20 protein-coding genes are annotated in these 24,476 nt (G+C 73.8%); 18 read left to right on the top strand and 2 right to left on the bottom strand.

Annotated elements, in window-relative coordinates; genetic code table 11:
• Positions 1-66: 66 nt before the first annotated feature.
• From KBZ10_RS24070 to KBZ10_RS24050, 5 genes are all read left to right on the top strand, one after another.
• Positions 67-1,251, top strand: a complete 1,185-nt coding sequence (locus KBZ10_RS24070; protein ID WP_210989812.1) for a CaiB/BaiF CoA-transferase family protein — start codon at positions 67-69, stop codon at positions 1,249-1,251.
• Positions 1,248-2,081, top strand: a complete 834-nt coding sequence (locus tag KBZ10_RS24065) for a citryl-CoA lyase (protein ID WP_210989811.1) — start codon at positions 1,248-1,250, stop codon at positions 2,079-2,081. The genes KBZ10_RS24070 and KBZ10_RS24065 overlap by 4 nt, the downstream gene beginning before the upstream one ends.
• A 27-nt stretch (positions 2,082-2,108) precedes the next feature.
• A complete protein-coding gene (locus KBZ10_RS24060) occupies positions 2,109-2,972 on the top strand; it encodes an extradiol ring-cleavage dioxygenase (RefSeq protein ID WP_210989810.1) in 864 nt (287 codons plus the stop codon).
• Complete coding sequence (locus tag KBZ10_RS24055; RefSeq protein WP_210989809.1) at positions 2,969-3,328, top strand: hypothetical protein; 360 nt, start codon at positions 2,969-2,971, stop codon at positions 3,326-3,328. Before KBZ10_RS24060 ends, KBZ10_RS24055 begins: the two co-directional genes overlap by 4 nt.
• Positions 3,329-3,458: 130 nt before the next feature.
• Positions 3,459-4,565, top strand: coding sequence for a PHB depolymerase family esterase (locus KBZ10_RS24050; protein ID WP_247702884.1), 1,107 nt, complete (start codon positions 3,459-3,461; stop codon positions 4,563-4,565).
• A gap of 167 nt (positions 4,566-4,732) precedes the next feature.
• Here the strand turns inward: KBZ10_RS24050 and KBZ10_RS30385 are convergent, their stop codons facing one another.
• Positions 4,733-5,947: an MFS transporter gene (locus KBZ10_RS30385; RefSeq protein WP_307847579.1), complete on the bottom strand. Its 1,215-nt coding sequence runs from the start codon at positions 5,945-5,947 to the stop codon at positions 4,733-4,735.
• 209 nt (positions 5,948-6,156) lie between these two features.
• Here KBZ10_RS30385 and KBZ10_RS24040 point away from each other — a divergent pair, with 209 nt between their 5' ends.
• From KBZ10_RS24040 to KBZ10_RS24000, 9 genes are all read left to right on the top strand, one after another.
• Positions 6,157-7,128: a LysR family transcriptional regulator gene (locus KBZ10_RS24040; RefSeq protein WP_210989807.1), complete on the top strand. Its 972-nt coding sequence runs from the start codon at positions 6,157-6,159 to the stop codon at positions 7,126-7,128.
• Between the two features lie 200 nt (positions 7,129-7,328).
• Entirely contained in the window at positions 7,329-8,708 is a 1,380-nt protein-coding gene (locus KBZ10_RS24035; protein ID WP_210989806.1) for a NarK/NasA family nitrate transporter, read from the top strand.
• A 215-nt stretch (positions 8,709-8,923) separates the two neighbouring features.
• Positions 8,924-10,153 carry a uroporphyrinogen-III synthase gene (locus KBZ10_RS24030; RefSeq protein WP_210989805.1) on the top strand — a complete coding sequence of 410 codons (1,230 nt, stop codon included), beginning with the start codon at positions 8,924-8,926 and terminating at the stop codon, positions 10,151-10,153.
• A gap of 370 nt (positions 10,154-10,523) precedes the next feature.
• Entirely contained in the window at positions 10,524-11,165 is a 642-nt protein-coding gene (locus tag KBZ10_RS24025) for an ABATE domain-containing protein (protein ID WP_210989804.1), read from the top strand.
• Between the two features lie 481 nt (positions 11,166-11,646).
• Entirely contained in the window at positions 11,647-12,234 is a 588-nt protein-coding gene (locus KBZ10_RS24020) for a sigma-70 family RNA polymerase sigma factor (protein ID WP_210989803.1), read from the top strand.
• Entirely contained in the window at positions 12,231-12,995 is a 765-nt protein-coding gene (locus tag KBZ10_RS24015) for a zf-HC2 domain-containing protein (RefSeq protein ID WP_210989802.1), read from the top strand. The genes KBZ10_RS24020 and KBZ10_RS24015 overlap by 4 nt, the downstream gene beginning before the upstream one ends.
• A 246-nt stretch (positions 12,996-13,241) precedes the next feature.
• Positions 13,242-15,668 carry a UvrD-helicase domain-containing protein gene (locus KBZ10_RS24010; protein WP_210989801.1) on the top strand — a complete coding sequence of 809 codons (2,427 nt, stop codon included), beginning with the start codon at positions 13,242-13,244 and terminating at the stop codon, positions 15,666-15,668.
• Positions 15,669-16,169: 501 nt separating this feature from the next.
• Positions 16,170-17,612 carry an NAD-dependent malic enzyme gene (locus tag KBZ10_RS24005; protein WP_210989800.1) on the top strand — a complete coding sequence of 481 codons (1,443 nt, stop codon included), beginning with the start codon at positions 16,170-16,172 and terminating at the stop codon, positions 17,610-17,612.
• 318 nt (positions 17,613-17,930) lie between these two features.
• Positions 17,931-18,212: an HU family DNA-binding protein gene (locus KBZ10_RS24000; RefSeq protein ID WP_019711607.1), complete on the top strand. Its 282-nt coding sequence runs from the start codon at positions 17,931-17,933 to the stop codon at positions 18,210-18,212.
• A gap of 192 nt (positions 18,213-18,404) precedes the next feature.
• Here KBZ10_RS24000 and murA read toward each other — a convergent pair whose 3' ends face one another.
• Positions 18,405-19,745, bottom strand: a complete 1,341-nt coding sequence (gene murA, locus KBZ10_RS23995; protein WP_210989799.1) for a UDP-N-acetylglucosamine 1-carboxyvinyltransferase — start codon at positions 19,743-19,745, stop codon at positions 18,405-18,407.
• Positions 19,746-20,034: 289 nt separating this feature from the next.
• Between murA and KBZ10_RS23990 the strand changes: the two genes are divergently transcribed.
• From KBZ10_RS23990 to KBZ10_RS30135, 4 genes are all read left to right on the top strand, one after another.
• A complete protein-coding gene (locus KBZ10_RS23990) occupies positions 20,035-20,613 on the top strand; it encodes a YqgE/AlgH family protein (protein ID WP_210989798.1) in 579 nt (192 codons plus the stop codon).
• Positions 20,614-20,698: 85 nt separating this feature from the next.
• The gene (locus KBZ10_RS23985; RefSeq protein ID WP_078650063.1) at positions 20,699-20,989 is read left to right on the top strand and encodes a DUF3039 domain-containing protein; all 291 of its coding nucleotides are present in this window, start codon (positions 20,699-20,701) and stop codon (positions 20,987-20,989) included.
• Positions 20,990-21,446: 457 nt separating this feature from the next.
• Positions 21,447-22,343: a xanthine dehydrogenase family protein subunit M gene (locus KBZ10_RS23980; protein ID WP_210989797.1), complete on the top strand. Its 897-nt coding sequence runs from the start codon at positions 21,447-21,449 to the stop codon at positions 22,341-22,343.
• Positions 22,340-24,457, top strand: coding sequence for a 2Fe-2S iron-sulfur cluster-binding protein (locus KBZ10_RS30135; protein ID WP_210989796.1), 2,118 nt, complete (start codon positions 22,340-22,342; stop codon positions 24,455-24,457). Before KBZ10_RS23980 ends, KBZ10_RS30135 begins: the two co-directional genes overlap by 4 nt.
• The last annotated feature ends 19 nt before the right edge of the window (positions 24,458-24,476 follow it).

The raw sequence follows: 24,476 nt of genomic DNA, 5'->3' as shown, positions 1-24,476 counted from the left end.
ACGGATGTCCGTACAGCGGACACCGTGAAACCGGAAGTGTGACCCGCCGAAGATCGGAGAACAGCCGTGCCCGGTACAGCCCCCCGCCGCGGCCCCCTCTCGGGGCTGCTGGTGGCCGACTTCTCGCGGATCCTCGCCGGCCCCTACGCGACGATGCTGCTGGCCGACCTCGGCGCGGAGGTGGTCAAGGTCGAGTCGCCCGGCGGCGACGACACCCGGTCCTGGCAGCCTCCGGTCCGGGACGGGGTCTCGACGTACTACCTGGGGATCAACCGCAACAAGCGCTCCGTCGCACTCGACCTCAAGGACCCCGGTGACCTCGCGGCGGCCCGGGAACTGGCCCGGCGCGCCGATGTGTTCATCGAGAACTTCAAACCCGGGAGCCTGGCCCGCTTCGGACTGGACTACGACGCGGTCGCCACCGGAAACCCGGCCGTCGTCTACGCCTCGATCAGCGGCTTCGGCAGCGGCCCGGAGGGTGCCGCCCTCCCCGGCTACGACCTGATCGTCCAGGCCGTCTCGGGGCTGATGAGCCTCACCGGTGATCCCGAGGGGCCGCCCTTCCGGGCGGGCATCTCCGTCTTCGACGTGATGGCGGGGCTCCACGCGGCCATCGGAGTGCTGTCCGCGCTGCACGCCCGCCGCGACACCGGCCGTGGCCAGCACGTGGAGGTCAGTCTGCTGTCCTCGGCCCTGTCGGGACTGGTCAACCAGACCAGCGCCCATGTCGCCGGGGGCGTCGTCCCGCACCGGATGGGCAACAGCCACCCCAGCCTCTTCCCCTACGAGCCGCTGCCCTGCTCGGACGGCGACCTGATCGTCACGGCCGGGAACAACGGCCAGTTCCGCCGGCTGACCGAGGTGCTCGGGGTTCCCGAGCTCGCCGACGACCCGCGGTTCAGCCGCAACGAGGACCGCACCGCCAACCGCGCCGAGCTCCGCCCCCTGCTGGTGGAGCGGCTCCGCACCCGCACCCGGATGGAGTGGTTCCGCGACATCATCGCGGCCGGCGTCCCCTGCGGGCCGATCAACACCATTGCCGGGGGCGTGGAGTTCGCGCAGGAGGTCGGCCTCGACCCGGTCGTGACGGCCGGAGAAGGACCGAACGCCGTTCCGTCTGTCCGCAACCCGATCACCTTCTCCGAGACGCCGCCCGAGTACCGGCTGCCGCCCCCGTCCCTCGACGAGCACGGCGCCGAGATCCGGCGCTGGCTGTCCGCACCGGCTCACGGCGAGGAGACCTCCGCATGACCGGCACCGACGGCGTCCCCGCCTTCCCGACCTCCCTCGGCACGTCGACGGCCGATGAGATCCGCCTTCTCGGTGAGGACCTCTCCGCCGACCTCATGGGCACGGTGGGCTTCGGTGAACTCGCCTTCTGGCTGGTTGCTCTGCGCCGCCCGACGCCCTCGGAGACGCGGGTTTTCGAAGCGGTACTGGTCGCCCTCGCGGACCACGGGTTCACCCCCACGGCGATCGCCGCCCGGCTGACCTATCTCTCCGCCCCGGATTCGCTGCAGGGAGCGCTCGCGGCCGGGCTGCTGGGCGGTGGCTCGCGCTTCCTCGGCGTCACCGAGGACTGCGGTGGCTATCTGCGCGAGATTCTCGACCGGCAGGAGGGGCCGCTCCCCGAGGACGAGGCCGGCTGGGACGCACTCGCTCTGGCGGCCGTCACCCGGACCCGTGAGGCCGGGCGGTACGTCCCCGGCCTCGGGCACCCGGTGCACAAGGTCCGGGATCCGCGCACCCCGGCGCTGATCCGCATCGCCGAGGAGGAAGGGCTGCGCGGGCCCCATCTGCGGCTCTTCGAAGCCATCGGCCGGATCCACGAACAGGTACTCGGCCGCAGGCTCCCGCTCAACGGGGCCGGGGTGTGCGGCGCGGCACTGGCCGACCTGGGGCTGCCGGTGGAACTGCTCCGCGGTTTCGCCCTGCTGGCCAGGACCGCCGGCCTGCTCGGGCAGATAGCCGAGGAACGCCGTCGCCCCATCGGCACGGACGTCTACCGCGCCGTCGACCGCAACGCGGTCTATACCGCTCCCTCCTCCGACTCCGCTCCCGCCCCCGACCGGACGCGCTGAGCCGCCCGGACCCAGAGGAGTACGCCCATGGCCACCGTCGCCGCGGTCATCGCCTCCACGCACCATCCCTTCTATTACCGGGCCAGCACGGCCACCGGCGACGACCGGCCGCCGTTCGCCGATGCCTGGGTCGCCAAGATCGAGGCTTTCCGGGAGACCCTCACCAGGGCGCGGCCCGATGTCCTGGTGATGGTGGGGAGCGATCACTTCCACCAGCTGTGGCTGGACAACATGCCGCAGTTCCTGGTGGGCAAGGCGCCGTTCTTTGACGCCAACTTCTACAACGAGGAGCGGGAGTTCGGGCTGCCGCGGATGACGCTGCGCGGGGATGAGCAACTGGCCGCCCATATCCTCCGCGAAGGACTGGACGCCGATTTCGACCTGGCGTTCAGCAACGAGCTGCGCATCGACCACAGCATCACGTGCCCGATCATCACGCTGCGCCCGCAGGCGGATCTGCCCATCGTCCCGATCTACACCAATATCTTCGCGCCACCCCTGCCGCGGCCGAGACGCTTCGTGCAACTGGGCCGCGCTCTGCGCGAGCTGGTCGAGTCCTGGCCCGAGGACAAGAGGGTGGCGATCATCGGCACCGGTCATCTCTCCCTGGAACTGGGCGGGCCCCGCCAGTTCGGGGAGCACGGCCCGGATCCGGAGTTCGACCGGAAGGCGGTCGAGTGGATCGCCCGCGGCGACATCGAGGGCTGCCTGTCGGAAGTGACGCTCGACAGTCTCCACCAGCCCGGCAACGCCACCCACGGCTTCATGGACTTCATGCTGATGATGGGGGTGGCCGGTGAGGGGGCCGCGGCCCATCACGTCGACACCCTTGACCTCTTTCACACGATGGAGGCCTACTTCACCTGGTATCCGAACGGAGCGCCGGCATGAGCAAGTACCTGCTCGACAAGTTCCTCTACACCGTCGACCGCGATCCCGCACTGGTCGAGCGCTACCGTGAGAACCCCGTCTCCACCGTGTCCTGGTGGGAGCGGGAGATGGCGGGCAAGCTCCTCAACTGCACCGTCGACGAGCGGACCACCTGGCTCTCCTTCACCGGGGAGGAACGCCGTGCGCTGCGCGAGCACGACCATGTGGCTCTCTTCGAGCTGGGTGCGCACCCCTTCCTCACCCTCACCCTCTTCATCGCCATGTTCGAACGCGACCACGGCCCGCTGGAATACCAGAAGGCCTATGCCAGGGCCATGAACCACATATCCCTGCCCTATCCGGACATCGCCACCTGAACCTCCGCCCGTCAGGGGCGGGTTGAGCGTTCCGTGCCCCCGGCGCGGGGACGGGGCACAGCCGGGGCGGGGAGGTTGTGGAGTACCGCCACATTCCGGGGCGCCGCCCGCGCGTCTAGGTTGCTCCGGCATGACCCCCACCCCTCGGTACCCAGCCCGCCGGGCCACCCTCCCGGCCTCCGTCCTGACCCTGCTCACTGCCTTACTCCTGCTGATGCCGTACCCCGCCTCGGCTCACGCCTCCGCCCGGGCCGATGCCACGGGCATCGCCGGCCCCTCCGGTCCGGGCCATGTCACCGCTCCGGCCCCTGCCTCCGGCGGAGCCCTGCCGGACGGGCCGGGCACGGCGGCGGCCGCCGTCGAGGAGGTGACCGGTTTTGGTTCCAACCCCGGTGCGCTGCGCATGTACCGCTACGTGCCGGAAGGTCTGCCCTCCGGCCGACCGGTGGTCGTGGCCCTGCACGGCTGCGGCCAGAACGCCGCCGGCTACGGAACCGACTCCGGATGGCTCGAACTGGCCGACCGCTGGGGCTTCTCGGTGGTCCTGCCGGGACAGACCGCCGCCAACAACCTCAGTGGCTGTTTCAACTGGTTCCAGAGCACCGACATCGCCCGCGGACAGGGGGAGGCGGCGTCCATCGCCCAGATGGTGTCACGCCAGGTCGCCGACACCGGCGCCGACCGGGCACGGGTCCACGTCACCGGCCTCTCCGCGGGCGGCGGGATGACGGCTGTGATGCTGGCCGCGTACCCGGATCTGTTCGCCGGAGGCGGGATCGTCGCCGGGCTGCCCTACGGCTGTGCGCAGGCGGCCGGTTCACCGTACGTCTGCATGTATGTCGGGGCGGACCGGACAGCGCGCCAGTGGGGTGACCGGGTGCGGGCGGCCGCCGGTTCGTACGGCGGGCCGTGGCCCGCGGTGACGGTCTTCCACGGCACCGCCGACTTCACCGTCAAGCCGGTGAACATGGCCGAGCTGGTCGAGCAGTGGACCGATGTCCACGGCACCGACCAGCAGCCCGACACGAGCGACACGGTCGCCGGCCATCCGCACCGGGTCTACGAGAACGCCGCCGGGAAGCCGGTGGTGGAGACCTACTCCCTCACCGGCATGGGGCACGGCCAGCCGGTGGACCCCGGTACGGGCACCGCACAGTGCGGCCGGACCGCCGCCTATGTGCTGGACGTCGGCCTCTGCGCCGCGTACCGCCTGGGCACGGCCTGGGCCCTGGACTGAGCGCGTCCCCGTTCCTCCTGCTCGCCGAATCCTCCGTGGCCGCGGCCCGGCCGGCGAGCAGGGGGGGGCCGGCCCGGCGCCGGTGCCGGGCCCGCCGCCCGGGGACGGTCCCGGTCCGGCCTCCGCCGTCCGGCTTCCGCTCCGTTCGCCCGGTCGCGAGGGCCTGCTCACAGCCGCCGCAGCCGGGGAAGGCCGGCCAGCGCCGCGAGCAGGGCCAGCGCACCTGCCGCCGCCGACGCCCAGTACGCGGCGGGTGTGCCGAGCCGCTCCACGAGCTGCCCGCCGGCTGCCGCGCCTGCCGCGATACCGGTCAGCAGGCCGGTGTAGGCGGTGGTCATACCCTCGTTGAGCCGGTTTCCGGGGACGAGGCGCTGAATCAGCGACATCCCGGTGACCATCGTCGGCGCGGTGGCCATGCCCGCCACGAACAGCAGCGCGGCCAGCAGCGGCAGGCTCCCGGCGGCCGTCAGCGGCAGAACGCAGACCGTCATCGCCGCCACCCCCGTGGCCAGCCGCACGGCCGGGGAGCCCGCCGGCCGGAGCGCGCCGAACGCCAGTCCCGCCACCCCGGAGCCGGCGGCCTGGAGCGCCAGGACGAGAGCGGCGGCCGCCGAGCCGCCGCCGAGCGTCTGTACGGCCGCCACCGTCGCGACCTCCATGGAGCCGAAGAGGGCGCCGGTCGCCGCGAAGACGCCGAGGACGGCCGGGAAGCCGGGCGCCCGCAGCGGTCCCCGTGAGGTGCCGGACGTTCCCGCCCGCACGGGGGGTTCGGTGTCGCGCCGGCTCGCGAAGAGCAGCATGCCCCCGGTCAGGAGCACGGCGGCGGCCAGCAGCCCGGCCTCGGGGAACACCGCCGTGCACAGCACCATCGCGAGTACCGGACCGAGCATGAAGCACACTTCGTCGACGACCTGTTCGAAGGAGTTGGCGGTGTGCCGGGCCTCGGCGTCGTCCCCGTGCAGGGCTGCCCACCGGGCCCGGGTCATCGAACCCACGCTCGGAATGCCCGCATTGCCCGCGCAGCACAGGAACAGTGCCCAGTCCGGGGCGCCGTACCGGACGCAGAGCAGCATCGCGGCCGTGCCCAGGGCGAAGACCAGGGTGGCGGGCACGGCCACCCGCGTCTGTCCGAGCCGGTCCACCAGCCGCCCGAGCAGGGGCCCGGTGACGGCGGTGACGGTGATGTTGACGGCCGAGACGGCACCGGCCAGGGCGTAGGAGTCGCGGACCAGGGCCAGCATGACGACCGTGGAGACCCCGAGCATGGAGGTGGCCAGGCGCCCCGGGAAGGCGGCGAGCGAGAAGGCGAGGGCACCGGACGGGGCGAAGAGGCGCCGGTACGGGGAGAACGGCCCGCGCCGCCGCTCCGCGGTGCTCCGCACGGCCGGGACGGGGCCACCGGCCCGGGCGCCGGTGCGGGCGGCGTGAGCGGGCGCGGTGGGAGGGGTGCCGGGCCGGGCGGCCGTCCGGCGGGGCACCACAGGGCGTGCGGCGAGGAAAAGGATCACTCCGTCACGGTGGCCGCCGGAGCCCGCGGGGGTCCAACACTTTCTCGCTCGTATTCACGCACCTTCGTTGTCAGACTGGCGGGATGCCCCGGAACATCGACCCCCGCCTGCTGCGCGCCTTCGCGACCGTCGCGGACGAACTGCACTTCACCCGTGCGGCGGCGCGGCTCTACGTCGCTCAGCAGGTGCTCAGCCGCGACGTCCGGCGGCTGGAACAGGCGCTCGGTGCCGAGCTCTTCGTCCGCACCACGCGCAGTGTCGAGCTCACCGCGGCGGGGAAGCGTCTGCTGCCGTACGCGCGGCGCGTCCTGGAGGCCCACGACGATCTGATCGCGGCCTGCTCCGAGGCGGAGGCGGACCGGCCGCTCCTCGTCGACATCGGGGAGCCGGTGTCGACCGGCAACCTGGTACTGGAGGAGGCCCGCCGGATCGCGCCGGCCGCGGGCCCGGAGTTCTACGCCTGCTGCCACTCCGGACTCACCGGCGCCGCCGCCGAGCTTCTCGCGGGCCGGCTCGACGTGTCCTTCGGCCGGATCGCGGGCCTCGACCCGGCCGTCCGCGCCCGCCTGGACCACCTGCCCGTACGGCTGGAGCCGATGGCCGTGGTGCTGCCGGCGGCCCACCGGCTCGCGGGACGGTCCGAGGTGCCGCTCGACGCGCTGGCGGGGGAGAGCGTCTACGCGGCGGCGGGCAACGACGCGACCGCCGAGTGGACCGAGCTGGCCGCGCGGCTCTTCGCGGGCCGGGGCGTCTCCGTCGCACCGCCGCTGCCGCCGATTCAGGGCCGCGACGAATTCATCCGCGTGATGGGCAAGCTGGGCCGGCCTGTCCTCGCGACGTCCCAGTTCATCGAGATGCCCGGCGCGGTGCCGCGGCCGCTCACCGACCCCGTGCCGCTGTCACCGGTCGCGATGGTGTGGCGCCGTGGACTCCGCCATCCGGGGCTGGATCTGCTGCGGACGGTGGCGGGGACGCTCGCCGGCCGGCACGGGTGGCTTCTGCGGCCCGCCGGGTCGTGGCTTCCGGAGGCGGACGAGGCCGCCATGGCGCGCTGACCGGAATCCCGCGGACGGGCACGGCCCGGTCCTCTCGGCCGGGGCGCACCCCGGGGGCGCTCACACGGAGCGTGACCGGCGGGTGAGAGCAAGGTTGCGTGACGGTCACCTGACGCCACGGCCGTGAAACGCGCCGTCCCTAGCGTCGGACGCACGGTGCCGGCTCGATCCGGCCCGGTCCCGAAACCTGTGGAGGCGTGATGACGGCCGCGACGACCGCGCACAAGGGAGGCCGCTGGATCGAGCGGTGGGATCCCGAGAACGAGCAGTTCTGGGAGGCGGAGGGCAGGCACATCGCCCGACGGAACCTGGTCTTCTCGGTGATGTCCGAGCACATCGGGTTCTCGGTGTGGAGCATGTTCTCGGTCCTGGCCCTGTTCATGGGGCCCGAGTACGGCGTCGACCCGGCCGGGAAGTTCTTCCTGGTGGCGGTCGCCAGTCTGGTCGGCGCGACGCTGCGGGTGCCCTACGGTTTCGCGGTGGCCCGGTTCGGCGGCCGCAACTGGACGGTCTTCAGCGCGGCGATGCTGCTGCTGCCCACCACCGCCCTGCTGCTCGTCATGGAGCCCGGCACGTCGTACTCGACCTTCATGCTGGTCGCGGTACTGACGGGTGTGGGCGGCGCCAACTTCGCCTCCTCCATGTCCAACATCAACAGCTTCTATCCGCTGCGCCTCAAGGGCTGGGCGCTGGGGATGAACGCGGGCGGGGGCAACATCGGGGTCGCCGTGGTCCAGCTGCTGGGCCTGCTGATCATCGCGATCGCCGGGGCGGCCAGCCCGCGCCTCCTGCTCGGCATCTACATTCCCCTGATCATCGCGGCCACCGTGTGCAGCGCGCTGTACATGGACAACCTCGGTCCGGTGAAGAACGACGGCGGAGCGGCCAGGGAAGCCGTGAGGGACCGCCACACCTGGATCATGTCCTTCCTCTACATCGGCACCTTCGGCTCCTTCATCGGCTACAGCTTCGCCTTCGGGCTGGTGCTCACCGCGCAGTTCGGCCGCACGCCCCTGCAAGCCGCCTCGCTGACCTTCATCGGCCCGCTTCTCGGCTCGCTGATCCGCCCGGTCGGCGGGCGGCTGGCCGACCGGCTCGGCGGAGCCCGGGTCACGCTGGGGAACTTCGCGTTGATGACGGCCGCGGCCTGCGTGATCGTCATCGCGTCCTTCAGGGCGTCGCTGCCGCTGTTCATCGGCGGCTTCATCGTCCTGTTCGTCCTCACCGGCATCGGCAACGGCTCCACCTACAAGATGATCCCGGGCATCTACCGGGCCAAGGCCACGGCGAAGGGCCTCACCGGCGAGGCGGCGGACGTCTACGCCCGGCGGCTGTCCGGCGCCTCCATGTCGCTGATCGGCGCGGTCGGCGCGTTCGGGGGCCTCGGGATCAACCTCGCCCTCCGCCAGTCCTTCCTCACCTCCCAGTCCGGCACCACGGCCTTCGTCTTCTTCCTCGGCTACTACGTGGTGTGCTCCGCCGTGACGTGGGCCGTATACCTCCGCAAGCCGGCGGCCGCCGCGGAGCAGGCCGGACCGGCGGAGCCGCAGCAGCGGCAGCCCGTCTACGCCGAGGTGTGAGCCCGGGCGCGCGCGGTCCGGTGACGCACCGGGCCGCGCGCCCCGCCGGCGCCGCGTAACACCGGGGACATCGCACCGAACCGACACGGACACCGGGGCTTGGGACGATGGGAGTACGGCCCGGCCGGCCGCCGCGCGCGGGCGGGCCGGGCGGCGGAAGCCCCGCCCATCCCGACCGGACCGAGCAGAAACCCCAGCTGAGCGAGGCAGATCCCATGCAGGACCCGACCCCGAGGCCCGCACCGCCGGACGCCGCCCCGGGCGGCCCGGAGCCGGACGCCCCCGGAGCCGCTTCCGGACCCGCCCCCGCCCCCGGCCCGCTGGCCGGTTTCACCGTCGGCATCACCGCCGCGCGGCGCGCCGAGGAACTGGGCGCGCTGCTGGAGCGCCGGGGCGCCGCCGTGCTGCACGCCCCGGCGATCCGCATCGTGCCGCTGCCGGACGACACCGAACTGCTCGCCGCCACCAAGGACTTGATCGCCGACGCACCGGACATCGTCGTCGCCACCACGGCCATCGGCTTCCGCGGCTGGATCGAGGCCGCCGACGGCTGGGGGCTCGGCGAGGAACTGACCGCCCGGCTGCGCGGGGTGGAACTGCTCGCCCGCGGGCCCAAGGTGCGCGGCGCGATCCGTGCCGCCGGGCTGACCGAGGCGTGGTCACCGGCGTCGGAGTCGATGGCGGAGGTCCTGGACCGGTTGCTCGCCGAGGGCGTCGCGGACCGCCGGCTGGCGGTGCAGCTGCACGGCGAGCCGCTGCCCGGCTTCGTCGAGGCGCTGCGCGAGGCGGGCGCGGAGGTCGTCGGGGTGCCCGTCTACCGCTGGCTGCCGCCGGAGGACATCGGCCCCGTCGACCGGCTGCTGGACGCGGCGGTCGCCCGCTCCCTGGACGCCGTGACGTTCACCAGTGCGCCCGCCGCCGCCGGCCTGCTGGAACGTGCCCGTGCACGGGGCCTGCTGGAGCCGCTGCTGGAGGCGCTGCGCCAGGACGTGCTGGCCGCCTGCGTGGGACCGGTGACGGCGATGCCGCTGCTGGAGCACGGCGTTCCGGCGGCCCGCCCGGAACGTTTCCGGCTCGGTCCGCTGGTGCAGCTGCTCTGCCGGGAGCTCCCGGCCCGCGCCGCGGTGCTGCCGGTCGCGGGCCGCCGGCTGGACATCAGGGGGCACGCCGTCCTGGTCGACGGCGAGCTGCGCGCCGTGCCGCCCGCCGGTATGGCGCTGCTGCGGGCGCTGGCCCGCCGCCCCGGCTGGGTCGTCTCCCGGGCGGAGCTGCTGCGCGCGCTGCCGGGCGCGGGCCGCGACGAGCACGCCGTCGAGACGGCGATGGCCCGGCTCCGCACGGCGCTGGGGGCGCCCAAACTGATCCAGACGGTGGTCAAGCGGGGCTACCGGCTGGCGCTGGACACCGCGTCCGACACCAAGTACGGGGAGAACGCGGCCGGTTGAGGCTCCGGGGGCGGCCGGGTGACGGGCTGCCCGCTTCTGGGCCGTGCCCTGCCGCGGCAGCAGCCACCCGCCGCCGACCCTCCGGGCCACACCCGGGGCCGCGGGCAGGGACGCGGCCCCGCGCCGCCCGCACCGCCGCTCGCCGCCCCGCGGCGCCGTGTCCCGGCGGCCACGGGCTCCGTGCGGCCGGCCCGGAACCGGTTCCGCAGCCGTATCCGGAGCGCCCGCGGACTTGCCCGCCTGTCGTCCGTCCGCCGATGGGTCCCGTCCCACGCCTGTGCCTGGCGGCCCCGGGCGGGCACCCTGGGGGAGGACCATCCCCCACTGGCGCCCGCGCGCGCACGGCACGCTCCGAAGGAGTGACAGGAACATGGCGGCGGCGGCCTCCGGCGACCCGCGTTTCGACACCGGTCGGCTCTGTCTCGACCTGGTGGCCACGGCCGCCGGGCGTCCGCGCGGGCCGGGGGAGCCGGTGGAACGCCTTGACGGTCCGGAGCGGCTGGGTGCCTGGCTGATCCGGTCCGGACTGGTACCGCCGGGCACCGCGCTCGCCGCCGACCACGACTGGCTCGACCGGTTCCGCGAACTCCGCGAGCTGCTCCGCCGCCTGGTCCGCGCCCAGCTGGACGGCTCCCCGGCGGACCGGGCCGGGGTGCGCGCCCTCGGCCCCGACCTGGACCGGCTGAACGCCTTCGCCGCCCCGGCGCCCTCCGCCATCCGCGCCGTACCCGGCCGCGACGGCACCCTCGTCCGCGCGCTCGCCGGCGGTCCCGGCTGCGCGGCGCTCCTCTCCGACGTCGCGCGCGACGCGATACGGCTGCTCACCGACCCCGTGGCCCGGAGCCGGCTGCGCGAGTGCGAGGGCGACTCCTGCTCCCGGGTCTATCTCGACACCTCACGGGGCCGCCGCCGGCGCTGGTGCTCCAGCGAGATCTGCGGAAACCGGGAGCGGGTCGCCCGCCACCGCCGCCGCTCGACGGCCCTCAACGCGGCGCCGCCCGGACAGAGTTGACCATCTTCCCGCGAAACGCCCGCGCTTCGGGCGGTGCCCGCCGCCTGCCGGCCGTCCGCGGAAGTTTTTTCCCGTGGGGTTGAGCAGCTCCGCCGCGGCCTCCGTAACTGTGGGGGAAGCGCAGGCCGGACGGGGGGCGGCCGGACGCAGCGGAAGGTCCGCTCAGCGCTTCGGCGGAGAACTCCCGGGGGGAGAGACGTCACATGCGCACCACAAGTCGCCACAGGCCGCCGGAAAAGGCCGGGATCGCCGTGCTCGCGCTCAGGGCGACGGGGTGCGACGCGGAACGACAAGGACGGCTATGAAAGCGGCGACATTGGAAGCTCCTCGGACCACTGATCGGTCCCCCACGCCGGTGGTCCGAGGACTGGGCGGGGTCCCGTCGCAGACGAGGGCTGCGGGTCCCCGCCCGACCGACGGGCAGTTCACAGCAGTTGGCGTAAGCGTTTCCCCTGAACAAGCTCTCGACCGGGAGGTCCGGGTGCGCAAGGATGCGGCCGTGTCCCATGATCGTCCTTCCAGGACCCGGCACCGCGCCGAGCGATCCCGCTCCGACGAGCCGGTGCCCGACGAAGAGCTGATGCGCGTCATCTACCGTGAGCACGCCGGGCCGTTGCTCGCGTACGTCCTCCGGCTGGTGGCGGGCGACCGCCACCGTGCCGAGGACGTCGTCCAGGAGACGCTGGTACGGGCGTGGAAGAATGTCCACCGCCTCAACCGTGCCACGGGTTCGGTGCGGCCCTGGCTGGTCACGGTGGCCAGGCGTATTGTCATCGACGGTCACCGGAGCCGGCAGGCCCGTCCGCAGGAGGTCGATCCGGCTCCTCTGGAAGTCATGCCCGCGGAGGACGAGATAGACAAGGCACTCTGGCTCATGACGCTCTCCGACGCTCTGGGCGATCTCAGCGACGCGCATCGCGAAGTACTTGTCGAGACCTACTTCAAGGGCCGTACCGTGAACGAGGCAGCAGAGACCCTCGGCATACCGAGCGGGACCGTGCGGTCCCGTGTCTTCTACGCGCTGCGCTCCATGAAGCTCGCACTCGAAGAACGAGGAGTTAGGGCATGACAGCGCCGCCCGAGCGCAATTCGGAGCACGAGGCCGTCGGCGCCTACGCCCTCGGCATTCTGGACCCGGGGGAGGCCGAGCGCTTCGAGCTGCACCTGGCCGGGTGCACCTACTGTGCCGCGCAGCTCGACGAGTTCATGGGGATCGAGCCCCTGCTCGCCAAGCTCGCCGAGACACCGGCAGCCATCCCCGACCCCACCGTTCTGCATTCCAAGCCGAGTCCGCAGGTCCTGCCGAAGCTGCTCGGCGAGGTCAACGCCCACCGGCGCAAGGCACGCCGGCGCGGCCGCTACCTGCTCGCCGCCGCGGCGGCCCTCGTCCTCGGTGGTCCGCCGGTCGCGGTCTGGGCCACGGCGGGCGGTTCCGACGGCGGTTCCGGCAAGCCGCCGGTGCAGGTCGCCTCGGCCCAGGCCGCCTGGGAGGCGATGGACACCAAGGTCTCGGGCACCGACCCGGTCAGCAAGGTCTCGGCCACGGTCGCGACCGAGCAGAAGCCCTACGGCACGGACGTCGTGCTGGAACTGAAGAACCTCAAGGGCCCGGAGAAGTGCAGCCTCTTCGTGATCTCCAAGAACGGCAACGAGGAGGTCGTCGGCTCCTGGTCGGTGCCCAAGTGGGGGTACGGCATCCCGGACAGCCCCGACCCCAAGGGCAAGGAGCCGCTCTACGTCCACGGCACCGCCGCCATGGACGGGAACGAGATCGATCACTTCGAGGTCCGTACCTTCGACGGGGAACGGCTGGCCACGATCAAGAACTGACCGGCCGCCCCGGCGCCACCCCCCACGCCGCCCCACCCCATCCCCCACACCGCCCCCACGCATCTCCCGCGTCACCCCGCTTCCCCCGGCCTCCCCGGCCGGTCCCCTCCCGCTCCCGCCCCGGCCCCCGGCGTCCCCCGCCGCCCTCCCGTCCGCATCCGCGCGGACCACTCGGAGAAGCAGGTGCGCGGAGCACCCCCTTCGCGTACGGTTGACGGCTGCCCAGCACGTCAGAAGGGGGCCCGGGTGGCCGCGCACGAAGCCACGGTCGATTCGGTACGGGACCGCGAGACCGGTGTCGAACAGGAACACCTCGACCAGGTGTACCGAAGGCTGGAAGAGAAGATCCACGAAGCCGAGTTCCTGATGGCCGACGCCGCCCGCCGCGGCCAGGTCGGCACCCCCGGGGCGCTCGCCGAACGGGACGCCCAGGTCTTCCGCGCCGGACTCCACCTCAACCGGCTCAACAGCGAGTTCGAGGACTTCCTCTTCGGCCGCGTCGACCTGCTGGAGGGCAAGGACGGGGAGCGCGGCCCGGACGGCGCCTTCACCTCCGTCGAACCCGCCGACGGCGCCGTGCGCACCGGCGGGGACGGCCGGACGTACGCCGAGATCGCCGAGACGCTCCACATCGGCCGGATCGGCGTCCTGGACACCGACTACACCCCGCTCGTCATCGACTGGCGCGCCCCCGCGGCCGCCCCCTTCTACCGGGCCACGCCCGTGGACCCCGGCCGCGTGGTGCGCCGCCGGGTGATCCGCAGCAAGGGACGCAGGGTGCTCGGTGTCGAGGACGACCTGCTCCGCCCGGAGATGACCGCGACCCTCGGCGGCGAGGAGCTGGCGGTGGTGGGCGACGGCGCGCTGATGGCGGCCCTCGGCCGGGCCCGCAGCCACACCATGCGGGACATCGTCTCCTCCATCCAGGCCGAGCAGGACAAGGTCATCCGGGCGCCCGCCGCCTCCGTCACCGAGGTGGGCGGCGGACCCGGCACCGGCAAGACGGCCGTAGCGCTGCACCGCGCCGCATACCTGCTCTACCAGGACCGCAGACGCTACGCCGGTGGCATCCTCGTGGTCAGCCCCACCCCGCTGCTGGTCTCCTACACGGAGGGCGTGCTGCCGTCCCTGGGGGAGGAGGGGCAGGTGGCGATCCGCGCCCTGGGCTCCCTGGTCGACGGGGCCGAGGCCACGGTCCACGACGAGCCGGCCGTGGCCCGCGTCAAGGGCTCCGCGCGGATGCAGACGGTCCTGCGCCGCGCGGCACGCGGCGCCCTGGAGCCGGCCGGGCCGGGGGCGTCCGCCGGCCCGGGCGCGGGAGGCGGCGGGGGCGGCGGCCAGTTGTCGTTCGACGACCCGGACGCCGGTCCGGGCGGTGCGGAACCGGCGGGCCCGGGGGCCGCGGCCCCCGCGGCGGACCGGCTGCGCGTCGTCGCCTTCGGGGCCCGTGTCGAGCTCGGCGCGGGGGAGCTGCGGGAGATCCGGCGCACCGTCCTCGGCGCCTCCACCCCCGTGAACCTGCTCCGTCCGCGCGCCCGCCGGCTGCTGCTGGACGCGCTGTGGGCGAGGTCCGGCGCGGCCGGCCGGCACAGCGGCGACCCGGAACTGGCGGCCGAGGCGCGCGAGGCCTTCGACGAGGACATCTCCGGCGAGCCGGAGTTCCACGCCTTCCTCGACGCCTGGTGGCCCGAGCTCACCCCGCGCGGCGTGCTGGCCGCGATGGCCGACGAGCGGCGCCTGGGCCGCTGGGCCCGGCGCGTCCTCCAGCCGGGAGAGGTCCGGCGGCTGGCCCGCTCGCTGAAGCGGCTGGGCCCGGACGGCCGTGGCCCGCTGTCGGTCCACGATGTGGCCCTCCTGGACGAACTGCAGACGCTGCTGGGGACCCCGTCCCGGCCGAGGAAGCGCGAGCTGGACCCGCTGGAGCAGCTCACCGGCCTGGAGGAGGTCACCACGTTCGCCGACCGCTCCTCCCGCCGCCGCCCCGACCGGGCCGTGGAGGAGCGCACCGAGTACGCGCACGTCATCGTCGACGAGGCGCAGGACCTCACACCCATGCAGTGGCGCATGGTCGGCCGCCGCGGCCGGCACGCCACCTGGACGGTCGTCGGCGACCCGGCGCAGAGTTCCTGGTCCGACCCGGAGGAGGCGGACGGCGCGCGGGACGAGGCGCTCGGCAGCCGGCCGCGCCGACGGTTCACGCTCACCGTCAACTACCGCAACCCGGCCGAGGTCGCCGAGGTGGCGGCGAAGGTGCTGGCGCTGGCGATGCCCGGCATGGAGCCGCCGGAGGCGGTCCGCTCCACCGGTCTCGTCCCGCGCTTCGCCGTGGCGGAGGGCGACCTGGGCACCGCCGTCCGCGACGAGGCGAGGCGGCTGCTCGCGGAGGTGGACGGCACGGTCGGCGTCGTCGTCGCCATGGAGCGCCGCGAGGACGCCCGGGTCTGGCTGGCCGGTCTGGGGGACCGGGTGGTGGCGCTGGGCAGTCTGGAGGCGAAGGGGCTGGAGTACGACGCGGCGCTGGTGGTCTCGCCGGCCGGCATCGCCGACGAGTCCCCGGCCGGGCTGCGGGTGCTGTACGTCGCCCTGACCCGGGCCACCCAGCGGCTCACCGTGCTCTCCGCCGAGCGGGACGCCCCGGACGCGGACGGGGTCCCCGACCTGCTGCGGGAGTGACGCCGCGGGCTCGGAGACGGGGCGCCGGGACACGTCCGGTGGCGTCCGGCGGCCGGGAGAACGGCCCGGGAAAAGCCGTGGCCGGAGGGAATGGCCCCGGCCGGGGGGAGTGTTACCGTGGATGTGGCACCGGCTCGATCCAAGCCCCCGGGCCCAACCTCAGTCGCTTCGAGCGACCACTTGCCGCGAGGCGAGCATGGCGGGCCGGTGTCGTACAGCTCCGTTCGCAGGGCGTCTCTCCTCCCCGGAGAGGCGCCCTGCGGTGTCTGTCAGGGGGCGTCTCCGGGGGGCTTCCCGGGGGCGTTCCCCGCCGGGGCTCCCGCTGCGCTGCGGTAGGGGTCGCGGCGCTCCCACGCCCACATCGTGGAATACTTATTTCGATTCCGCCCCTCGGTTACCGTCTACCGATCGGTAAATGGCACGATCGGGCAGCGCGCCCTCCGGCGTCCCGCCCACCCCCGGCGCGCCAGGCGAAACCAGAAAAAGCAGAGGAAGTCCGCCATGGCAACGGCGCCCAGCGTCTCCTACTCGATGACCGTCCGGCTGGAGGTTCCCGCCAGCGGGAGCGCCGTCGGCCGGCTCACCACCGCCGTGGAGACCCACGGCGGATCGGTGATCGGCCTGGACGTCACGGCCTCCGGTCACGAGAAGCTGCGCATCGACGTCACCATCGGCGCGACCTCCACCGACCACGCCCAGGAGATCGTCGAACAGCTCCGCGGGATCGAGGGCGTCACCCTCGGCAAGGTCTCCGACCGCACGTTCCTGATGCACCTCGGCGGCAAGATCGAGATGTCGTCGAAGCACCCCATTCGCAACCGCGACGACCTGTCGATGATCTACACCCCGGGGGTGGCCCGGGTCTGCACGGCCATCGCCGAGAACCCCGAGGACGCCCGCCGCCTCACCAGCAAGCGCAACAGCATCGCCGTCGTCACCGACGGCTCCGCCGTGCTCGGCCTCGGCAACATCGGCCCGATGGCCGCCCTCCCCGTCATGGAGGGCAAGGCGGCCCTCTTCAAGCGGTTCGCGGGCATCGACGCCTGGCCGCTCTGCCTGGACACCCAGGACACCGACACCATCGTCGAGGTCGTCAAGGCCATCGCCCCCGGCTTCGCGGGCATCAATCTGGAGGACATCTCCGCCCCCCGCTGCTTCGAGATCGAGGCCCGGCTCCGTGAGGCCCTGGACATCCCCGTCTTCCACGACGACCAGCACGGCACCGCCATCGTCGTCCTCGCCGCCCTCACCAACGCCCTGCGCGTGGTGGGGAAGCGGATGGGCGACGTCCGGGTGGTGATGTCCGGTGCCGGCGCGGCGGGCACGGCCATCCTCAAGCTGCTCCTCGCCGCCGGCGTGAAGCACGCGGTCGTCGCCGACATCCACGGCGTCGTCCACGCGGACCGCGAGGACCTGGTCGACGTCGACCCGGACTCCCCGCTCTGCTGGGTCGCCAACAACACCAACCCGGAGGGCGTCACCGGCACCCTGCGGGAGGCGGTCCGCGGCGCCGACGTCTTCATCGGCGTCTCCGCCCCCAACGTGCTGACCGGCGAGGACGTGGCCGCGATGGCCGACGGTGCGATCGTGTTCGCGCTCGCCAACCCCGACCCGGAAGTGGACCCGGCCGTCGCGCGCCGGACCGCGGCCGTGGTCGCCACCGGCCGCAGCGACTTCCCCAACCAGATCAACAACGTGCTGGTCTTCCCGGGTGTCTTCCGCGGACTCCTGGACGCCCAGTCGCACCGGGTGGACACCGACATGCTGCTCGCCGCCGCGGGCGCCCTCGCCGACGTCGTCGCCGAGGACGAGCTCAACCCGAACTACATCATCCCCAGCGTCTTCAACGACCGGGTCGCCGGCGCGGTCGCGGGAGCCGTCAGCCACGCCGCCAGGACCGTGGGAGCGTCCGGGACGACTGTGACAGGTGCCACGAAGGGCTAGGGGGCGGCGCGTCGCGGAGCCACCGGCTCGTACGGCATGCATAGGGTGACGGGCAGCCAAAACTGCCGCAAACACCCCGAAGCGGCCCTGCCGTGCGCGCCCGGGGGCCGAACGCGGGGCAACACCGGGGTGGAGCGCCGGCGCTCTTCGTGTGACGTCGCAGGGCACCGGATTGGCTTTACCGCCGCAGGTACGGGCAGGATGCGTAACCGGGCGCGAGGGTCTGCCAGCAGACCCGGGTCCGGGGACTGTCCGAGGGCCCTGGCAGCATCGGCTTCGATCTCACGCCTCATCGGCACGTAGAACACGGGAGTACATATGAACCGCAGTGAGCTGGTGGCCGCTCTGTCCGAGCGCGCCGAGGTGACCCGCAAGGACGCGGACGCCGTCCTCGCCGCGCTCGCCGAGACCGTCGGCGAGGTCGTGGCCAAGGGCGACGAGAAGGTCACCATCCCCGGCTTCCTGACCTTCGAGCGCACGCACCGTGCCGCTCGCACCGCGCGCAACCCGCAGACCGGCGACCCGATCGAGATCCCGGCCGGCTACAGCGTGAAGGTCTCCGCCGGTTCCAAGCTCAAGGAAGCCGCCAAGGGCAAGTAAGGACGGCAGCGCGGAGGGCGGCCGCCCCGGGAGGGGGCGGCCGCCCTCCGGCGTCTCCGGATGGTCAGTCTCTGCCGGGTGCGGTCCGGGAACTCGACGTCCGCGCCCCGCGCCGTGAGCTTCTCCATGCTGTGCCGTCCGGGGGGCGGCCCCCGGGCCTCCGGGGGGAGGATGCGGGGGTCGCCCGGGTGGTCAGCGTCTGCCGGTGCGGTTCGGGAGCTCGACGTCCGCGCCCAGGGCCTTGAGCTTCTCCATGAAGTTCTCGTAGCCGCGGTTGATCAGATCGATGCCGTGCACCCGGGAGGTGCCCTGCGCCGCCAGCGCCGCGATGAGATACGAGAAGCCGCCCCGGAGGTCCGGGATGACCAGGTCGGAGCCCTGGAGTTTGGTCGGGCCGGAGACGACCGCGGAGTGCAGGAAGTTCCGCTGGCCGAAGCGGCAGGCGGAGCCGCCCAGGCACTCCCGGTAGAGCTGGATGTGGGCGCCCATCTGGTTCAGCGCCGAGGTGAAGCCCAGCCGCGACTCGTAGACCGTCTCGTGGACGATGGAGAGCCCGGACGCCTGGGTCAGGGCGACGACCAGCGGCTGCTGCCAGTCGGTCTGGAAGCCGGGATGCACGTCCGTCTCCAGCGCGATGGCGTTGAGCGGTCCGCCCGGGTGCCAGAAGCGGATGCCCTCGTCGTCGATCTCGAAGGCGCCGCCGACCTTCCGGTAGGTGTTGAGGAAGGTCATCATCGAGCGCTGCTGGGCGCCGCGCACGTAGATGTTGCCGTCGGTGGCGAGTGCCGCGCTCGCCCAGGAGGCCGCCTCCAGGCGGTCCGGGAGCGCCGCGTGGTTGTAGCCGCCGAGCTTGTCGACGCCGGTGATCCGGATCGTCCGGTCCGTGTCCATGGAGATGATGGCGCCCATCTTCTGCAGGACGCAGATGAGGTCCTCGATCTCCGGTTCCACCGCCGCGTTCGTCAGTTCGGTGACACCCTCGGCCAGCACGGCCGTCAGCAGCACCTGCTCCGTCGAGCCGACGGACGGGTACGGCAGCCGGATCTTGGTGCCGCGCAGCCGCTGCGGGGCCTCCAGGTACTGGCCGTCCGCGCGCTTCTCGATCGTCGCGCCGAACTGCCGCAGCACCTGGAAGTGGAAGTCCACCGGCCGGCCGCCGATGTCGCAGCCGCCCAGGCCGGGGATGAAGGCGTGGCCCAGGCGGTGCAGCAGCGGGCCGCAGAAGAGGATCGGGATGCGTGACGAGCCCGCGTGGGCATCGATGTCGGCGACGTTGGCGCTCTCGACGTGGGACGGGTCGAGAACCAGCTCGCCGGCCTCGCCGGGGCGGACGGTGACGCCGTGCAGCTGAAGCAGCCCCCGGACCACTCTGACGTCGCGGATGTCCGGGACGTTGCGGAGCCGGCTCGGTTCGCTGCCGAGCAGTGCGGCGACCATGGCCTTGGGCACGAGGTTCTTCGCGCCGCGGACACGGATCTCGCCCTCCAGCGGGGTACCGCCGTGGACAAGCAGGACATCGTCGATGCCGGTCATGGATCTCGCGTTCCTGGAGTGGGACTGGGACCAAAGCCAAATGGTAAGCGCCGTCAGGCCCCCCGCCGTAGGGCCGGGAGGGGTAGTGCCAGGTCGTCCGCAGGTCAGGGGTTTGTCACAACACGTATGGTGCGTCTTCCACGTCACAGGGTTACGAAACGGGCCGGGAACGGGCCCGCGACGCCCGGCCGGGGGGCGCGCCCCCGCTGCCGCCGTACGCCCCCGCGGGCCCCGTCCCCGTCGCATTGTGGACTCCCCGCGGGGCCCTCCGGTGCGGGATCATGTGGGCATGACGGAGGTGTCCTCGCTCACCGGGCGGCTGCTGGTCGCGACACCGGCGCTGGCCGACCCCAACTTCGACCGCGCGGTGGTGCTGCTCCTCGACCACGACGAGGAGGGCTCGCTCGGCGTGGTCCTCAACCGGCCGACACCGGTCGATGTCGTCGACATTCTGGAGAACTGGGCGGGGCTGGCCGGTGAGCCCGGAGTCGTCTTCCAGGGCGGTCCCGTCTCGCTCGACTCCGCGCTCGGCGTGGCCGTCGTGCCGGGCGAGGGCGGATCGGCGGCCGGCGGGGGGCCGCTGGGCTGGCGGCGGGTGCACGGCGCGATCGGCCTCGTCGACCTGGAGACCCCGCCCGAACTGCTGGCCGCGGCCGTGGGCAGCCTCCGGATCTTCGCCGGGTACGCCGGCTGGGGACCGGGCCAGCTGGAGGAGGAACTGGCGGAGGGCGCCTGGTACGTCGTGGAGTCCGAACCCGGCGACGTCTCCTCGCCCGCGCCCGAGCGGCTGTGGCGGTCGGTGCTGCGCCGGCAGCGCAGCGGGCTGGCGATGGTCGCCACCTACCCGGACGACCCGACCCTCAACTGACGCCCGCCGCGTCCCGGTCCCACACCGGTTTTCACCGGGCGTCGGGCATGGGGCTCTCCGGCCCGTCCCAGTACCCTGGGGACCCATGAGCACTCTTGAGCCCGAGCGCGGGACAGGGACCGGCACCCTCGTAGAACCGACACCCCAGGTGTCGAACGGCGACGGCGACCACGAGCGCTTCGCCCATTACGTCCAGAAGGACAAGATCATGGCGAGCGCGCTCGACGGCACCCCCGTCGTGGCGCTCTGCGGCAAGGTCTGGGTTCCCGGCCGCGATCCGAAGAAGTACCCGGTCTGCCCCATGTGCAAGGAGATCTACGAGTCCATGGGCGCGGGCGGCGACAAGGGCAAGGGCGGCAAGGGCGACGGCAAGTAGCCGTCCCGCCGCGCCCCCGTCCTCCACGGCCCGGCGGACGTGCCCCGTGCACGCCCGCCGGGCCGCGCGCACCCGCGGGCGGCCCGGCAGGGCCCGGAGTCCGGTCGACCGGCCTGCCCCTCCTCTCCCCGCACCGGAACCGGCGGCCCCTCCCGGACATCCGGTCGACCGGCCTGCCCGATCGTGTGAGCCGCGGACGGAACACGAACGCGAGCGGAACGCTGCGGAAGCGTTGATCCGATCAAGGCGTCGGCACCGTAAAGTTCCGCGTGAGTGCTGAGCCACTCACGCGGGTGACAGCTCCTGCACGCGGGCCGGCACCCGCCAGAGGTGGGGACCGGCCCTTCGCCGCCCCCCGCGCAGCGGGACCGCGAAGATGTGCCAGAGTTGCCACGTCCGGGCTGTGAGCACGTACCGTACGGCGGAACAGGCGGGACACCGGGAAGGGGCAGCTGGGTTGACCACGCACGCACCGCGGGCGGCGCGCACGGTAACGCTGCCGTCCTCGCTCGACGAGGCCGTGGCGGCGCTCTCCGCCATGCCGGCCGCCGTGCCCGTCGCGGGCGGCACGGACCTCATGGCCTCGGTCAACTCCGGACTGCTGCGCCCCGCGGCGCTGGTCGGCCTCGGCCGGATCAACGAGACCCGCGGCTGGCAGTACCAGGACGGCCACGCCCTGCTCGGTGCCGGACTCACCCACGCCCGCATGGGCCGCCCCGACTTCGCCGCCCTCATCCCCGCCCTCGCCGCCGCCGCACGCGCCGCCGGCCCGCCGCAGATCCGCAACGCGGGCACCCTCGGCGGCAACATCGTCACCGCCGCGCCCACCGGCGACTCCCTGCCCGTGCTGGCGGCCCTGGAGGCCACCCTGGTCATCGCGGGTCCGGAGCACGGCCGCCGCGAGATCCCGGTCAGCCATCTGCTCGCGGGAATGGAGATGCTGCGCCCCGGTGAACTCGTCGGCTGGGTGCGGGTACCGCTGCTGCACGCACCGCAGACGTTCCTCAAGGCCACCGGCCGCACCGGTCCCGGCAGGGCCACCGCGTCCGTCGCCCTCGTCCTCGACCCGGCCCGGCGGAGTGTCCGCTGCGCCGTCGGCGCCGTCGCGCCGATGCCGCTGCGGCCGCTGGAGGCCGAACGCTGGGTCGCCGGGCTCATCGACTGGGACGGCGAGCGCGGTCTGGCGCCCGAAGCGTGCGCGGCCTTCGGCGAGTACGTCGCCGGCGCCTGCATCCCGGACCCGGCACCGGGCGAGGACGGCTCCGAGCCGCCCGCCCTGCCGCCGGCCGTTCTGCACCTGCGGCGTACGGTGGCCGCACTGGCCCGCCGAGCTCTGGGGAGGGCGCTCGCATGACCAACGACCAGCCTCAGCACCCGCAGGGGCCGTACTCCGACGAGGAGGAGCGGCCGGCGGGAGGCTGGCGGCCGACCGCGCAGAGCGGCGAGTTCGACTCCGAGGCCACGGCCTTCGTCCAGCTCCCGGAGGGGCTGCTCGACCCGTCGGCGGGCCGCGAGCCGCTGGCCGCGCCCGGCCAGGGCTACGCGCCCCCGCCCGTGGAGGCCGCGTACGGCGAGCCCCCGGAGGGCGGCCAGTGGACGATGCCGTACACCGATCCGGGTGCCGGACCGCAGTACCCGTGGCAGCAGCAGCCGCAGCAGCCGCCGCAGCAGCAGCAGGGCCACGGGCACGGCGGCCACGAGCAGGGCCGGGAGACCGGCTGGCCGCCCGAGGAGAGCACCGGGCACGGCGGCGAACAGCACACCGGCGCATGGAGCGTGCCCCCGGCGGCGGACGACGCCCCCGACGAGTCGGGGGAGTATCTGGTCGGCGGTGCCGCGGCCCCCGCGCCCGGACCGTGGAGCGCCACCGGAGCCGCCGCGGGCGACGGCTGGGACCAGCACGGCGGAGCCGCCGGCGAGCAGGGCGGGCCCGGCGCCGGCGGTCCGCCGGCCGGGGACACCGGCCCGCAGCAGTGGGGGTACGCACCGGGCGGGCAGCAGCCGCCCGCGCACCGGCAGGACCAGCCGGCCAACGTCCCCGCGCCGGGCGACACCTGGTCCGACGCGTGGGAACGGCCGGCCCCCGCGAACGCCCCCGGCCCGGCTCGGGACACCGGCGGCGCCTGGGGAACTCCCGCACCCGGCACGGCCGGTGACCCCGGAGACGGCTCCGGTTCCGCTCCGCCCGAGCAGTGGACCGCGCACGGCGCGCGGGAGGCCGCCCCGGCGGGCGGCCCGGTGCCGTACGGCGACGACAGCGACAGCCGCGACGACAGCGACGGCCGCGGCGTCCGCACGGACACCGGCGCCGCCCCCGGCACCACCGCACCCGCCGGCCCCGGGGAGGAGGCCCGGTCCGCCCCTTCCGGCGACTGGCGGCCCGGCGCCGCCGACGGCACCCCGGCCGGGGGGGACGGCGCCGACCGGGTCCGCGGCGAGACCGGCGAGCCGCCCCGGACCGGTGAGCACGCCCCCGGGCAGCGGACCACAGCCGGGCACCCCTCCGGCGACGGCGCCGGCGACGGCGACGGCTCCCGAGACGGCGGCGGCAGCGACACCGCGCCGGACGGCCCGGCCGGGCCCGGGGAGGCCGGCGCGGAGGAGCCGGACGGGCCGGACACGCCCCCCGAGATCATCCTCGACGCGCACAGCGAACACCCCTACGCGTCCTACGTCCTGAGGGTCAACGGCATCGACCGCCCCGTCGCCGACGCCTGGATCGGTGAATCCCTGCTGTACGTCCTCCGGGAGCGGCTGGGCCTGGCGGGAGCCAAGGACGGCTGCTCCCAGGGCGAGTGCGGGGCCTGCTCCGTCCAGGTCGACGGCCGGCTCGTCGCCTCCTGCCTGGTGCCGGCCGCGACCACCGCCGGCTCGGAGGTGCGCACCGTCGAAGGGCTGGCCGCGGAGGGCACCCCCTCCGACGTCCAGCGGGCGCTCGTCGCGGGCGGCGCCGTGCAGTGCGGATTCTGCGTACCGGGCCTGGCGATGACCGTCCACGACCTGCTGGAGGGCAACCACGCCCCGACCGAACTGGAGACCCGCCAGGCGCTCTGCGGCAACCTGTGCCGCTGCACCGGCTACCGGGGTGTGCTCGACGCGGTCCGCGAAGTCGTCGCCTCCCGCGCGGAGTCGGCGGAGGCGGCGGCACAGACGGCGGCCGACGCGGAAGCCGCGGCAGCGGACGCGGAGGCACGGGCCGCCGAGGAGACGGCAGCGGAGCAGACCGCCGGCGGCCTCCCGCAGGGCCCGCACCCGGGACAGCCCCACGAGGCGCAGTCCTACGGCGGGCAGCCCTACGACGAGCGGGCCCACGGCCCGGCGGGCCACGGCATCGGCGCCCACGGCAGCGGCGACTACGGCAACGGCAACGGCCACATCCCCGCGCAGGCGCCGCACGGCGGCCCCCACATCCCCCATCAGCCGGGCCCGCCCGGCAACGGCACCCCCCCGCCCCGAGGCCGCGCGTGAACCCCGGTCTCTTATACAC

It is taken from the genome of Streptomyces sp. F63 (assembly GCF_018070345.1).
GTDB lineage: Bacteria > Actinomycetota > Actinomycetes > Streptomycetales > Streptomycetaceae > Streptomyces.
The sequence above is the reverse complement of the archived record's forward strand: the minus strand, read 5'-3'. Positions and strand labels throughout refer to the sequence as shown.

Bases quoted from the DNA above. Each gene is read 5' to 3' on its own strand.
- KBZ10_RS24065 (WP_210989811.1), top strand. From the start codon at position 1,248: ATGACCGGCACCGACGGCGTCCCCGCCTTCCCGACCTCCCTCGGCACG.
- KBZ10_RS24060 (WP_210989810.1), top strand. From the start codon at position 2,109: ATGGCCACCGTCGCCGCGGTCATCGCCTCCACGCACCATCCCTTCTAT.
- KBZ10_RS24055 (WP_210989809.1), top strand. From the start codon at position 2,969: ATGAGCAAGTACCTGCTCGACAAGTTCCTCTACACCGTCGACCGCGAT.
- KBZ10_RS24050 (WP_247702884.1), top strand. From the start codon at position 3,459: ATGACCCCCACCCCTCGGTACCCAGCCCGCCGGGCCACCCTCCCGGCC.
- KBZ10_RS24040 (WP_210989807.1), top strand. From the start codon at position 6,157: ATGCCCCGGAACATCGACCCCCGCCTGCTGCGCGCCTTCGCGACCGTC.
- KBZ10_RS24035 (WP_210989806.1), top strand. From the start codon at position 7,329: ATGACGGCCGCGACGACCGCGCACAAGGGAGGCCGCTGGATCGAGCGG.
- KBZ10_RS24030 (WP_210989805.1), top strand. From the start codon at position 8,924: ATGCAGGACCCGACCCCGAGGCCCGCACCGCCGGACGCCGCCCCGGGC.
- KBZ10_RS24025 (WP_210989804.1), top strand. From the start codon at position 10,524: ATGGCGGCGGCGGCCTCCGGCGACCCGCGTTTCGACACCGGTCGGCTC.
- KBZ10_RS24015 (WP_210989802.1), top strand. From the start codon at position 12,231: ATGACAGCGCCGCCCGAGCGCAATTCGGAGCACGAGGCCGTCGGCGCC.
- KBZ10_RS24005 (WP_210989800.1), top strand. From the start codon at position 16,170: ATGGCAACGGCGCCCAGCGTCTCCTACTCGATGACCGTCCGGCTGGAG.
- KBZ10_RS24000 (WP_019711607.1), top strand. From the start codon at position 17,931: ATGAACCGCAGTGAGCTGGTGGCCGCTCTGTCCGAGCGCGCCGAGGTG.
- murA (WP_210989799.1), bottom strand. From the start codon at position 19,745: ATGACCGGCATCGACGATGTCCTGCTTGTCCACGGCGGTACCCCGCTG.
- KBZ10_RS23990 (WP_210989798.1), top strand. From the start codon at position 20,035: ATGACGGAGGTGTCCTCGCTCACCGGGCGGCTGCTGGTCGCGACACCG.
- KBZ10_RS23985 (WP_078650063.1), top strand. From the start codon at position 20,699: ATGAGCACTCTTGAGCCCGAGCGCGGGACAGGGACCGGCACCCTCGTA.
- KBZ10_RS30135 (WP_210989796.1), top strand. From the start codon at position 22,340: ATGACCAACGACCAGCCTCAGCACCCGCAGGGGCCGTACTCCGACGAG.